Source organism: Enterobacter sp. E12, from assembly GCF_014596715.2.
In the GTDB taxonomy this organism is placed as follows: Bacteria; Pseudomonadota; Gammaproteobacteria; order Enterobacterales; family Enterobacteriaceae; genus Enterobacter; species Enterobacter bugandensis.
The window spans coordinates 64,797-77,418 of record NZ_CP115601.1 but is presented as its reverse complement, the minus strand read 5'-3'; the positions used below and the strand labels follow the sequence as shown (position 1 = coordinate 77,418).

General features: G+C 51.9%; 16 protein-coding genes and 1 pseudogene. 9 read left to right on the top strand and 8 right to left on the bottom strand.

Going from position 1 to position 12,622, the window contains the following annotated elements:
* Positions 1-139: 139 nt before the first annotated feature.
* The 3 genes from IB212_RS00410 (at position 140) to IB212_RS00400 (ending at position 2,121) form a co-directional block, all read left to right on the top strand.
* Positions 140-835, top strand: coding sequence for a hypothetical protein (locus tag IB212_RS00410; protein ID WP_041911680.1), 696 nt, complete (start codon positions 140-142; stop codon positions 833-835).
* A gap of 211 nt (positions 836-1,046) precedes the next feature.
* The gene (locus IB212_RS00405) at positions 1,047-1,526 is read left to right on the top strand and encodes a type VI secretion system tube protein Hcp (protein ID WP_041911682.1); all 480 of its coding nucleotides are present in this window, start codon (positions 1,047-1,049) and stop codon (positions 1,524-1,526) included.
* Between the two features lie 10 nt (positions 1,527-1,536).
* Complete coding sequence (locus IB212_RS00400; RefSeq protein WP_223239642.1) at positions 1,537-2,121, top strand: hypothetical protein; 585 nt, start codon at positions 1,537-1,539, stop codon at positions 2,119-2,121.
* A 33-nt stretch (positions 2,122-2,154) separates the two neighbouring features.
* Here the strand turns inward: IB212_RS00400 and IB212_RS00395 are convergent, their stop codons facing one another.
* The 3 genes and pseudogenes from IB212_RS00395 to IB212_RS00385 form a co-directional block, all read right to left on the bottom strand.
* Entirely contained in the window at positions 2,155-2,598 is a 444-nt protein-coding gene (locus IB212_RS00395; RefSeq protein WP_041911683.1) for an acetyltransferase, read from the bottom strand.
* Positions 2,599-2,629: 31 nt separating this feature from the next.
* Positions 2,630-2,743 (bottom strand): annotated as a pseudogene (locus tag IB212_RS00390) (class I SAM-dependent methyltransferase); the annotation flags it as partial.
* Between the two features lie 113 nt (positions 2,744-2,856).
* A complete protein-coding gene (locus IB212_RS00385) occupies positions 2,857-3,381 on the bottom strand; it encodes a lipocalin family protein (RefSeq protein ID WP_188245832.1) in 525 nt (174 codons plus the stop codon).
* A gap of 117 nt (positions 3,382-3,498) precedes the next feature.
* Here IB212_RS00385 and IB212_RS00380 point away from each other — a divergent pair, with 117 nt between their 5' ends.
* The 5 genes from IB212_RS00380 (at position 3,499) to IB212_RS00360 (ending at position 8,020) form a co-directional block, all read left to right on the top strand.
* The gene (locus IB212_RS00380) at positions 3,499-4,224 is read left to right on the top strand and encodes a MerR family transcriptional regulator (RefSeq protein WP_028014996.1); all 726 of its coding nucleotides are present in this window, start codon (positions 3,499-3,501) and stop codon (positions 4,222-4,224) included.
* A gap of 99 nt (positions 4,225-4,323) precedes the next feature.
* Positions 4,324-4,734: a hydroxyisourate hydrolase gene (uraH, locus tag IB212_RS00375; RefSeq protein WP_028014995.1), complete on the top strand. Its 411-nt coding sequence runs from the start codon at positions 4,324-4,326 to the stop codon at positions 4,732-4,734.
* Between the two features lie 102 nt (positions 4,735-4,836).
* The gene (locus IB212_RS00370) at positions 4,837-5,796 is read left to right on the top strand and encodes a DUF523 and DUF1722 domain-containing protein (protein WP_041911685.1); all 960 of its coding nucleotides are present in this window, start codon (positions 4,837-4,839) and stop codon (positions 5,794-5,796) included.
* Positions 5,797-5,941: 145 nt separating this feature from the next.
* The gene (locus IB212_RS00365; RefSeq protein ID WP_041911686.1) at positions 5,942-7,030 is read left to right on the top strand and encodes an AAA family ATPase; all 1,089 of its coding nucleotides are present in this window, start codon (positions 5,942-5,944) and stop codon (positions 7,028-7,030) included.
* On the top strand, positions 7,031-8,020 hold the full coding sequence (locus tag IB212_RS00360) for a DUF4225 domain-containing protein (RefSeq protein ID WP_317616877.1): 990 nt from the start codon (positions 7,031-7,033) through the stop codon (positions 8,018-8,020).
* Here the strand turns inward: IB212_RS00360 and IB212_RS00355 are convergent.
* The 5 genes from IB212_RS00355 to IB212_RS00335 all read right to left on the bottom strand — a co-directional run bounded on the left by IB212_RS00355 (position 7,998) and on the right by IB212_RS00335 (position 11,817).
* Entirely contained in the window at positions 7,998-8,327 is a 330-nt protein-coding gene (locus tag IB212_RS00355) for a hypothetical protein (RefSeq protein WP_041911688.1), read from the bottom strand. The genes IB212_RS00360 and IB212_RS00355 overlap by 23 nt on opposite strands.
* A 234-nt stretch (positions 8,328-8,561) precedes the next feature.
* Positions 8,562-9,521, bottom strand: a complete 960-nt coding sequence (locus IB212_RS00350; protein WP_041911689.1) for a GlxA family transcriptional regulator — start codon at positions 9,519-9,521, stop codon at positions 8,562-8,564.
* 26 nt (positions 9,522-9,547) lie between these two features.
* Positions 9,548-10,327: an MBL fold metallo-hydrolase gene (locus IB212_RS00345; RefSeq protein ID WP_188245833.1), complete on the bottom strand. Its 780-nt coding sequence runs from the start codon at positions 10,325-10,327 to the stop codon at positions 9,548-9,550.
* A gap of 122 nt (positions 10,328-10,449) precedes the next feature.
* Complete coding sequence (gene nlpA, locus IB212_RS00340; RefSeq protein WP_028014989.1) at positions 10,450-11,250, bottom strand: lipoprotein NlpA; 801 nt, start codon at positions 11,248-11,250, stop codon at positions 10,450-10,452.
* A 147-nt stretch (positions 11,251-11,397) separates the two neighbouring features.
* Positions 11,398-11,817, bottom strand: coding sequence for a GNAT family N-acetyltransferase (locus IB212_RS00335; RefSeq protein ID WP_041911691.1), 420 nt, complete (start codon positions 11,815-11,817; stop codon positions 11,398-11,400).
* Positions 11,818-12,003: 186 nt separating this feature from the next.
* Between IB212_RS00335 and IB212_RS00330 the strand changes: the two genes are divergently transcribed.
* Positions 12,004-12,573 carry a TetR/AcrR family transcriptional regulator gene (locus IB212_RS00330; protein WP_041911692.1) on the top strand — a complete coding sequence of 190 codons (570 nt, stop codon included), beginning with the start codon at positions 12,004-12,006 and terminating at the stop codon, positions 12,571-12,573.
* Positions 12,574-12,622: the final 49 nt, after the last annotated feature.

Genomic DNA, 12,622 nt, shown 5'->3' with positions numbered 1-12,622 from the left:
CAATTATTCACGACAAATATAATGCGAAGATTAAAATATCTGAATTTTTCATTACGTATAAATTATTGCGATATGCATCACAGCAGAAATATAATATTAATAGAAACTTGTACCTATGTTTACTGTTAAAAGGTGCAATATGTATTATAGCGACTCATTAATAACATCAATGGATGCGAATAAAATATTGGCACTAAAGTTAGATCACGCCTTAACAGGCGTAAAAGATGAAGTATTAAAGCAAGCGCAACTGTTAGATGATGGGGCAACGCGATTAAGCTATCAGCTATCGTGCTTTACTGAAAACTATCAGGATGTATGTTTACGATTACGCAAAGAAGACTCAAGATTTTTGACAGGTATCGTCCAGTTAATAAAACACAGAGACATTATCTATAAGATGCTTTATATTTATATTAAAAGCCTATTAAGTAACAAGAGTGAAAAAAGAATACATAACATACAAATAAATCTTATGCGTTTAGGTTTATCAATTTCATCATCGATGCTCTCCAGCCAGGCTTTTATATATTCAGCAACTATTGCAATTTGTAGTAGTGTTCATACCAACATTTGGATGAAAGAAAAGATCACATCGTTTTCTACTTATGCTGTCCTTGGTTTAAAAGTTTATGGCATCGTTGAGCAAGCATCCAGAAGCGCCAACCAGCTAAAAAATTATAATGCTTATTACTACAATCTCCTTTATCAGGAAGAGCTTGAAATGATGTTTTTCTTGATTGAGCCCATAATAATGAGGTCCCCCATACTTAACCAAGCCTATGCTTCAGACAGCGACATTGCATACGCGATTTCAAGGATGATAAAGGGATGATTAAAGCTATTAAAGACTGGCTAAAAGGCCAACTCATATTTTTCCTGAGAGGCGCAACTCCCCTTTTATTCGTCGTAATATTTGCACTATTTGCCGTAACCTGGCTACCCGAAAAAATCGCAATGAATGCCATATGGTCAATTGTAGTTATTGTAGGCCTCTATATCCTTTTACGTAAAAAGAGATAATTACTATTTAACAGGAGTAAATTATGTCAATTCCCGCACATCTGTGGTTGTTTGATGAAAATGGTTCGCCCATCGTTGGTCCATCATTACTGCCAGCGAGATTAGGATCGTTTGAAATCCGTTCAGTTAACCATCAGGTATGGATCCCTGAGAGCGCGAATACTGGTCGCTTGACAGGCACGAGAGTTCATTCCCCCTTAACCTTGCATAAGGAATTTGATGCTGCAACGCCTGTTTTGTACCGTGCTATGTGTGAAGGAAGAACATTCCAAAAAGCAGTTTTGAAAATGTATCGAATTCTTGACCATGGTATCGAGAGTGAGTATTTCAATATGATAATGGAGAACGTAAAGATCACCTCAATATCACCCCTGCTGCATCCCACCGGCTTGACGAGCACGCATCTAGAAGAGATTCAACTCAGGTACGAGAAGATTACATGGAAGCATTGCGACGGGAACGTTCTCTACACTGACGAATGGAATAACCGTGCTACGTATTAGGGTATCTAAAATGAAAGTACTGCTAATTTTGGCTGCACTCCTTTTCCTTGTTCAAAATGCAGCATCAGCCCAAATGTCCGGCTTCGCAGCCAGGTATTATCAGGATGATGGAACAACACCAGAAGAACCCACAGAAGTGCCCCTCTATCCCATTATTACCATCGGTAAGAAAACCGTACAAATGGAGGTTACTCACCTGTCAGACATCACCGGTTCACCCGTTGAGAAAGACCGTTCCGCGCGCTGGATCTGCCTCCATGACGACGATGGCACGAATTACTGGTTCATCTCGGATAACGAAATGGGTGCAGGATTGTTAACGGCACTAGCCATAGCCAGGGATGGGATTCATAAAGAGTGTGCAAAAACAACGGAACCAGTCAGAGTCTCAGTCGCTAATGTTCCGTTGTTGAATGCTACTCACGGGAATTTAGTTAAACTGTTCGGTCATAAGGAGATCGCCACAAAGAAAGCGATGCTTTTATATCATGAGACGCCAGTACAGGATGGATTCATCCAGAGTAATACCGTCTCTTATTCCTTCGATGACGAAAAAGTGCGTGGTGTAATCATCGGGCAAATTACCAGCAACTAGTTCGCAGACTCCCTCTTCCACAGGAACGGGGAGTTAAGCCTGTCCACCCAACCTCATATGCAACAACGGAAACGGATTCCCCTGCCCGTCCAGTTCCGAGCGTCCGATCTGCTCAAACCCCATATGGCGATAAAACGCGACGCCCTGCGGGTTCTGCTCATTCACGTCCACTTCGTTTACGCCAAACTCGGCGATGGCGTGTTTTAGCAGCAATTTCCCAACGCCCTTACCCCGGCTCGCATCGTCAACAAACAGCATTTCAATGCGGTTTTCCTCCACGCCCAAAAAGCCGTGAATAACGCCTGCGTCATCGCGAGCAATCACGACCTTGAGGTTAGGCAGATAGGCGTTAAGCAATAACGGGCGCAGCGCCGCAATATCGCTTTCTTGTAAAAAGTGATGGGTGGCGCGGACGGAAGATTCCCAGATCGCGACCAGACGTTCAAAGTGTATGGGGAGTGCGGTTTCTATTTTCATGGGGGGATCATGATTAGAAAACCGAACTATTTCAATCCACTCTTTGCGATCTTTTCACCATCACCCCATCCCTCGGTACCACCACGGTGACGTTTTCCATCGGCACGCCTGCCGCAAGGTGAATATCCTGTAGCTGCTGTAACGCTCCCCGCAGGGATGGCAGCTCCGCTCGCCCGTTCATGTCGTCTTTCTCCGTTGGGCTTTTAACGGAAGTCTATCCAGGCGAGCCAGTAATGCCCCAGGAAGAAAGCACGATTTTTACTGCTTCACCCATACCAACTGGTCAACCCTGAAGCCCAGACTGCGCGCGGTGTTCAGGTAATCCTGCTTTACCGCATCCGGGATGGTCGGCGTGCGTGACAGGATCCACAGGTAGTCGCGGTTCGGGCCGCTGACCAGCGCGTACTGGTACTTATCGTCCAGTTTGATTACGTTATACCCGCCGTAGAACGGACCGAAGAACGACACCTTCAGCGCGGCGGTGGTCGGCTCGCCGGTGAAGTACGCTTTCCCCTCACTTTCATTCCACTTGTTTTTCACCGGATCGTAACCCCGGTTAAGCACGCTGATGCCGCCGTCGCTGCGCTCGCCGTAGGTCGCCGTCACCTGTTCCAGACCGCGTTCAAAGCGGTTTTCCAGACGGGCGACTTCGTACCATTTGCCGAGATAGCGGCTGGCGTCAAAGTGGGTAATAGGCTGCACGCCTTTCGGCGGCGTGGGGGATTTACAGGCGACCAGCGTCAGGGCAATCGCAACACCGGTCACAACAGGCCATAGCTTCATGAGAATTCCTTTCATTTGCACGGTTGGAAGTTAAGTGTAGTGCACCATTTCGGCGCTTCATCCCGTTCGGGAAAATTCGTAGTATATTGAGAGTATTCCTCCACCCTGGACACGGACATGGCTTACTCAATCGGCGAATTCGCCAGACTCAGCGGCATCACCGCCACCACCCTGCGGGCGTGGCAGCGTCGCTACGGTTTACTCAAGCCACAGCGCACGGAAGGCGGCCACCGCCAGTACAGCGATGAGGACGTCCAGCAGGCGCTCAAAATCCTCGACTGGGTAAAAAAAGGCGTCCCGATCGGCCAGGTCAAACCGCTGCTGGAGCGCCCGACGCCGGGGCGGACCAACAACTGGCAAACGCTGCAGCAGAGCATGCTGCAACGCCTGCAGGACGGCAAAGTCGAGTCCCTGCGCCAGATGATTTACGACGCCGGACGCGAGTACCCAAGGCCGGAACTGGTCGCGAACGTACTGCGTCCGCTGCGCAGCCAGGTCTCGGCTAACGTCGCCGCCGCCATGACCCTGCGCGCGATCCTCGACGGCATCATCATCGCCTACACCTCGTTTTGCCTCGAAGGCGATAAAAAAGCGCCGGGCGACAATATTCTGCTCAGCGGCTGGCACCTGAACGACCCGTGCGAGATCTGGCTCGAAGCCCTAACGCGCACCGGGCAGGGCCACCGCATCGACATCCTGCCGGTTCCCCCTGACGCGCTGGCGCCGGAGATTTTCCCGGAGCGGAAATGGCTGCTGGTCACCAGCGGCAAGCTCACCGCCGGGCGGAAAAAGCAGGTGGAGCAGTGGCAGCAGCAGGTATCGCTTGAAGTAATTATCCTCTGATAATTTTCTCCTGCGGGAATCTTCACGAAAAGTTGAATATTTTCCCACGCCGCAGATGCTAACGTTTTCCTGTGACGAATAACTCAACAGGAAAACACCATGAAAAAAACTGCCCCTCTGCTGATCCTGGCCTCGATGGCCTTTGCCCCTGCCGCCTTTAGCGCCCCTGCCGGCACGCTAAGCGTCCACATTCTTGACCAGCAAACCGGAATGCCGCCATCAGACGTTACCGTTACGCTGGAGAAGCAGCAGCAGGACAAATGGACTCAGGTTGCCAGCGGCAAAACCGACCAGGATGGCCGTATCAAATCGCTCTATCCGCAGGATCAGGACATGCAGCCTGGCGTCTATAAAGTGACCTTCAAAACCGCAGAGTACTTCCACGGCAAAAAGCTGGACACCTTCTTCCCGGAGATCCCGGTGCTGTTTACCGTGACCCGCACCAACGAGAAGCTGCACATCCCGCTTCTGCTTAGCCAGTACGGCTACTCAACCTACAAGGGCAGTTAAGAGGCATTGATTTTAAAGGATTATAAAAAATAGTTCCGCGAATACTTGGACAAATTAGTCATGTTGTGTAAGTTTTAGTTATATGAACGGGAGGACTACACCATGACAACGAAACCTGTGCTCGGTATTAGCGGATGTTTGACCGGATCCGCCGTTCGCTTTGACGGCGGACATAAGCGCATGGGCTTCATCATGGATGAGCTGGCCCAGTGGGTGAATTTCAGGCCCGTCTGCCCGGAGATGGCCATCGGCCTGCCGACGCCTCGCCCGGCGCTGCGTCTGATCGTCACGACAGACGGAGAAACGCAGATGCGCTTCAGCCACGCGCCTCACGAAGACGTTACGCAGAAAATGGCCGACTTTGCGGCAGATTATTTGCCGAAAATCGGCGACCTCGCAGGCTTTGTTGTCTGTGCAAAATCCCCAAGCTGCGGAATGGAACGCGTGCGGCTGTACGATGAAAACGGCAACCGGGGCCGCAAGGAGGGGGTCGGGCTGTTCACCGCCGCCCTCCTTGAAACCTTGCCGTGGCTGCCCGTTGAAGAGGACGGACGCCTGCACGACCCGGTGCTGCGGGAAAACTTCGTCGAGCGCGTTTTTGCGCTGCACGAACTTAACACGCTGCGTAAAAATGGCCTGACGCGCCGCGCGCTGCTGGACTTCCACAGCCGCTATAAGCTTCAGCTGCTGGCCCACCATCAGGCGGGCTACCGTGAGATTGGCCCGTTCGTTGCCTCGCTGCACGAGTGGGAAGATCTGGACGCCTTCTTCGTGGCGTACCGGGAAAAGCTGATGACCATCCTGAAAAAACCCGCCTCGCGGAAGAATCACACCAACGTGCTGATGCATATTCAGGGCTATTTTCGTAACCAGCTCAACACCCGCCAGCGCGGCGAGCTGCGCGATGTGATCCTGCATTATCGCAACGGACAGTTGCCTATCCTCGCGCCGATCACACTGCTGAAGCACTACCTGGCCGAATACCCCGACCGGTATCTGATGACGCAAAACTACTTTGATCCCTATCCTGATGATTTGGGTCTGCGTCTGGCAGTCAAGTGATGAAAAAAATGCGAAGGCCCCATTGACCCATAGAGGCCCAAAGCAGTACCCCGTTTAGACGACATCCTCACTGTCGTCTCTTTTTTGCATTTCATCTTAAAGGCTGTGATTATATACAGGCTTATTCTGCAAAAGGGGCCTGCCTGTGATCAACACCCTGCACATTCAAAACTACCGCTCCATCCGCGAGATGTCGCTGGAGCTGGAGCAGCTCAATATCGTCTTCGGGCCGAACGGTACCGGGAAATCCAATATTTACAAGGCGATACACCTGATGCACAGCGCCGCGCAAGGGCAGTTTTCCCAGGCGCTGGCGAACGAGGGCGGCATTCTGAAGGTGTTCTGGGCAGGCAAAACCCGCAGCGACCAACTGCGGCGGATGAATCTGGCCGTGGAAACAGAGACCTACGAATACGAACTGCAGGTCGGGTTTGTGGAGAAGCTGCCGTATCCCTCACAGTTTCAGCTCGACCCGGTGATCAAGGAGGAGTCCATCTGGCTGAGCGGCCAGCACCGTCGACCGTCGTCACAGCTGATGAAGCGCAGGAATCAGGCCGTATTTCTGAACAACGTGCATCATGAAAAAGTGACCCACAGCGGCACGCTGTACGAGAACGAATCGGTATTCGGGCAGCTTGGCGAACCGCACCTTTACCCGGAAGTGTCGCAGATGCGCGAGTCCCTGCGTAACTGGCGCTTTTATCATGAGTTTTCTGTATCAATCGGCTCGGCGATGCGCGCTCCGCAGGTCGGTTTTCGCTCCCCGGTGCTGGCCAGCGACGGCGCCAACCTGGCGGCGGCGTTTCAGACTATCGTGGAGATTGGCGACGAGCTGCTGCTGATGCGCATTCTCGATCAGGCCTTCCCCGGCTGCGTGTTTTACAGCGACAACAGCGGTGGGCGTTTTCGCATGATGATGCAGCGCGAGGGGCTGAGCAGGCCGCTGGAACCGGCGGAGTTCTCCGACGGCACCCTGCGCTTTCTGTGCCTGGCGGTGGCGCTGTTAAGCCCGCGCCCGCCAGCATTTATCGCATTGAACGAACCGGAAAACAGCCTGCACCCACAGATGCTGCCCGCCCTGGCGAGCTTAATCGCCGAGGCCAGCCGCTACTCGCAGATCTGGCTCACCAGCCACTCGCCGGAGCTGGCGAAGCTGATTGAGAAGCACAGATCGTTTTCGCTGTATCAGCTATCGATGGCGGAGGGGGAGACGAGGGTGGAGAGGCTAAGGTAAGTGTTTGTTTCCTTAATTACTTTTCTCCAGTCATCCCTCTCATGGTCGCCATCAACGACGATGATGATTTCCGCAGGTATATGCTTCAGCGAATTCAGGGCTCGCGATACATTATCCAATTTATTGTTGTCAGTTTCTGCTGGCTGGATAATCTGTAAACATTGGTTATCAGATGATAAAATTAAAATGGATATTGCACTTTTCCCTGGTCAGAACACCCGTGCATGGGCTGAAACAATGATTAACCTTGAAGCCCGAAAGCTTATCAATACTGCGAATATTGTCGGAGGGCAACATCTCAGCGACGGACTCGCACGAATTAAATTTATGGATGATATTCGGCAATTTGTAATGCAACAGTTTAGCGCTACCCGGGCGGCCAGAAGTCATGATGAGTGCATGGAATGCCTGAAAAACATCCGGGCTGAGAACGAAAGTCTTCTTGATCAAAGCAGAATGCTTCGCTCACGTACAGCTCAGCTTTTTGCTCAGATTGAACTGGTTAAAGAAAATAACAAAGTCATCGGTTACTTTATCTCGTCGATAAAGGTTGTACTTTCCGGGTTACAGATTGTTGCAGGCGTTGGTGCAATGATGACAATGAATCCAGTGGGTGCGCTTGCAGGAGCGATTCTGGTTATGGATGGTGCAAATGCTATTTCAAAAGAAATTAACAGAACGCTTCAACATCAACCAAATTCTGAAGGTATGCTGGCAGATGGCGTCATGGATATCGCTCAGTTTATGGGATTTAAACGTGAATCAGCACTGGGAGTCTTCAACAGCGTAAGCCTGGCAGCAAGCGTCTATACGGTATTTGGCGCCATCCGAAAACCCGAATCATGGCGTCTGTTTCGGTATCTCCCGCTGGATTTCTACCGCAAGGTCGACGGTATGAATCGCGCAGCGCTCACTATGAAAATTGTCGGCTGGGGTGTCTCTGCAAAAGTCTCGTTTGATTTAATTTCTAATGCGTCTGGCCAGAACTAATGTATTTCTTTCTGTAGCGCCAGGCTTTGTAGGTAATGACCGGGGGTTGAAAAAACCAGACAATCGCCAACACGATGAAAAGAGAGATGCCCCCGGAAACAAGATTGTAATGTTCAGCGAAAAAAATAAGCGCCAGGAAAATCAGAGCCACAGCCGCAGTAATACACAGAACCATGATAAATCGCTTACCTAACTCAAGCACGACCTCGAGCAAGGATGAACCATAACGACTGATGTTTCGGTTCAGATACGCTAACTCTTTTACGGTGAAACCTGATTCAAGTAACTGCGTTTCAATATTGTTCATGCCACTACCTTTTCTTCTGGAAAGTAACGTGCAATATCTTAACCGGAAGAGATGCGTCTTGTAACCCGTCTGATACATCAGCATTTTCAGCAAAAAAACAGGACCACGCTAAAAAGACACTGGCGCTAAAGTAGAAAATAATAGATTACGGTGTTTAAAGCGCGCTCGTTAGGGGCGTTCGTAGCCGTCACCCCGAAAATGTCCCCCACGCCTTTTTATTCAATCGCGACAGAATTATAAAGACGGATGAACACGGAACGTCTTTCGCCACTCCGCTGGGCTCACCCCAAAGCGCGCCTTAAACTGCTGTCGCCAGGTGACGGCGGAATTAAATCCCACCAGCTCCGCCACGCTCTCAACGGGCATATTTCCGGCTTCAAGCAAAATCTGGCTGCGCCGCAGGCGTTCGGCGGTAAGCCAGTCGGCGACGCTCATCCCCGTGGCTTTAATAAAATGGCGGGTCAGCGTGCGGCGGCTCATCGAAACCACCTCCGCCAGCGAGTCCAGGCTATGCGGTTCGGTGATGTGCTGCTGCAGGTAGTCGATGAGGCAGTTAATACGTGCGTCACGGGTATCTTTCGGAACCGGCTGGGCGATGAACTGCGCCTGCCCGCCCTCGCGATGGGGCGGTACAATCATCCGACGGGCAATCTGGTTGGCGACGACGCTGCCAAAACGCTGGCGAATGATGTACAGGCAGCAGTCCAGCGCAGCCGCGGTACCGGCAGAGGTGATGATATTGCCGTCATCCACGTAGAGGGCATTGATATCCAGCTGGACGTTCGGAAAGAGCGACTGGAAGTGATGTTCAAACTCCCAGTGGGTGGCGGCCCGTTTACCGTCGAGGATCCCCGCCCAGGCCAGCACAAACGACCCCAGACACAGGCCGACAATTTCCGCGCCGTTGTCTCTCGCCAACACCAGGCTGTCGAGCAGCGCCTGAGGCGGCCGTTCAAGGACGTGCTGCCAGTAGGGAACGACAACAATGTCGGCCTGCCCGATGGCGGTGTAATCCTGCGTGGCGTTGAGGGCAAACCCGTCTTTTGAGGTAAGAAACCCCGGCGTTTCGGCGCAGATCGTCACGTTAAAGCGCTTTTCGCCGGAGACCGAATCACCAAACAGAATGCAGGGAACGGAGTAGTGGAACGGGCTGAACCCGTCTACCGCGACAATCGCGACGTTGATTAGCGACATCTGTCTCTCCTTTCCCGTTAACGCACTCAGAATATAACGGTTTCGCCATCCTGGGGAATGCTCACCACATCGCTCACCTGGTTGGCTTCGACGTACTCACGCAGCGCGCTGCGGGTCAACAGGCAGTGGTTAATCGCCTCCATGTGGCTCGCGACGATTTTAGCCTGCGGCAGCAGGAAATGAACGTTGAGCACGTCCTCCTGCCCCATAATAATGGGCCCAAAGCCGATGACGTGGGCATAACCGGCGTTCAGTACCACAACATCTGGCTGGTGTTTTTGCAGATCGGCTGCCACCTCTTCGCGCCAGATGGTATCCCCGGCAAGATAGAGCGTCTTCTCATCAGGATGACGCAGCACCACGCCACAGGCCTCGCCCAGCCGCTCCGCCAGTTCTGGCACGGCGTAAGCGCGGTCGGTCCCGTGCTGGCCGCCGTACGTTTTCGCAATCCGAACCTTCCCGAAGGTGGTCTCGTCGGTCATGATCGTCAGGTTGGTAAATCCCTGGCTGCGCAGCAGCGCGGCGTCACGATCGTTTTGCACGTAGATCGGTTTGTCTTTGGCGATCAGCTCTGCCGCGGTGCGATCCCAGTGATCGTCATGGGTATGGGTGACGATCACCGCGTCAGCGTCCAGCAGCGTATTGACGTCGACGGGGAGTTCGACCGTCGGGTTACGGCGTTCGGCATGCGCCGTACCGGGAAAGCCCGGATAAGCGCCTTTCGGGGCCAGCATCGGGTCGATTAAAAGACGTTTTCCGGCGTAGGTAATCAGCAGGGTGGCATTGCGAATTTGGGTAATGTTCATGGGCTATCCTCCGGTTGGTGTGATAAGGAGGATAGCCAGCCGTCACAATTGGCGCTGTGGGTTAAAGGGCGATTACCGATGGAATCGGGCCATTTTCATCACCGCGTTTTCTGCCGGCACCTTTACCAGCCTGGCACCGCCCCGCCGTTAAAGATCGTCTCTGCCGCTTTCGCCACTTCCGGTGACTGATACGACTGGATAAACGCCTTCACGTTCTCCGCGTCTTTGTTGTCTTCGCGCGTCACCACGATGTTCACGTACGGCGAGTTTTTATCTTCAATAAAGACGCTGTCATGCACCGGCGATAGCCCTGTTTGCTGAATATAGGTAGTGCTGATGATGGCGACATCCACTTTCGGGTCATCCAGCACGCGCGGCAGCTGTGCCCCTTCCAGTTCCATGATTTTCAGCTGCTTAGGGTTGGCGGTAATATCCAGCGCCGTCGGCAGCAGCCCGGTGTCCGGCTTCAGGGTGATGAGCTTCTCTTTTTGCAGCAGCAGCAGCGCGCGGCCAAGGTTGGTCGGATCGTTTGGAATGGCGATAGTCGCCCCGTCCTTCAGGTCAGAGACGGATTTGATTTTGCGGGAATAGCCAGCCATCGGGAAAACAAAGGTGTTCGCCACGGCCACCAGCTTGTAGCCATGCGCCTTGTTATCTTCTGCAAGGAACGGGCGATGCTGGAAAACGTTGGCATCCAGCTCTCCCTGGTTAGTGGCATCGTTAGGCAACAGCGAGCCGCTGAATCCGACCAGCTCCACGTCCAGGCCATATTTTTCTTTTGCCACCTTTTTGGCGACTTCCGCCACGTCCTGTTCAGCGCCGTTGATGACGCCCACTTTTATGTGTTTGGCATCGCTGCCACTTTGATCGCACCCTGCCAGCAGCAGGCCAGCGAGAACCAGAGCACCCAATCGACGTTTCACGAGAAAGTTCCTTTTGCTGAATGTTGTAGTGACTATATCGACAACGAGACGGTGAAATAAAAAACGAAAAAGAATCAATAAGAAGGATAAGTTATATGCGGGTATGGCCGGGTGACGCTGCGCTTACCCGGCCTACGGATTCAGAGCTTAAAGGGCTTTCGCCAGGTAATGTCGCTGCATGCCCGGGTACGGATAATCCTGCAAAGACATCTGCAGCTGGTACCCCTGTTTTTCATAGAACGGGCGCGCCTGGAAGCTGACGGTATCCACCAGCGCATGCTTGCAGCCTTTGCGTCTGGCTTCCTCTTCCGCCGTTTTGATAAGCTGGCTGCCCACGCCGGTACCCCGCACGGTGTCGCTGACCCAGAGAAAGTCGATATTCAGCCAGTCGCCTTTACGCACTCCAATGAGCCCGCCGAGCATGACGCCTTTATCGTCTCGTACATAAACGCCAATGTCGCCGCTAAAGTTTGTCAGATCGATAAACTGTCCGTTATAGGCTCTTAACCCCACAAATAGCTCTTCTTTTTCTGCGGGTGTTACATTATAAGTAATGCTCAGGTGCATATTTCTCTCCTTATTTTCCGCGCAATTTGAATATCTCACAGCTTAACCTTCATAAAAACTCCTAATTTCCTCCATTTTTTTAATACAGAAACATTCATTCAATAACTAAATAAAAAAAGCCTTTCCAATACGCACCCAAAACGTATACTGAGAACGATCATTCTCACTTTTACACGGTAGACGACGATGAGCACAAAGCTGGAAGAACGACAAAAACAACGTCAGGACGAAATCATCACCGCCGCGCGTCGCTGCTTTCGCGCCAGCGGATTTCACGCCGCCAGCATGTCGCAAATTGCCAGTGAGGCGAAGCTTAGTGTCGGGCAAATTTACCGTTATTTCAGTAACAAAGACGCGATTATTGAAGAGATGATCCGCCGCATTATCGACTCACGCATCGAAGGGATGCAGGACAAAACGGTGGTGGAAGGGATGCCGCAGGCGCTCGCCTGGCGTCAGACGCTCAACGAAGACGACGATGCGTTGATGCTCGAAATGTCTGCCGAGGCGACCCGTAACCCGCAGGTGGCGGCCATGATGATCGCAGCCGATGCCCGGATGTTTACCAACGCCTGTGCGCACCTGAAAAAACAATTTCCCCATCTGAGCGATGAACATATTCGCTGCTGCGTGGAAATTACCGCGGTGATGATCGAAGGCACGATTTACCGTCGACTCGCGCCTTTAAAAGTACCGTCAGAACAATTAGAGCCTATCTATCAGAATATTTTAAATATGCTTTTCTCTGCGAAGTAATCGCATGTGAATAATTAGCGGGAATAAGTAATTTCCCAATTTAACATTT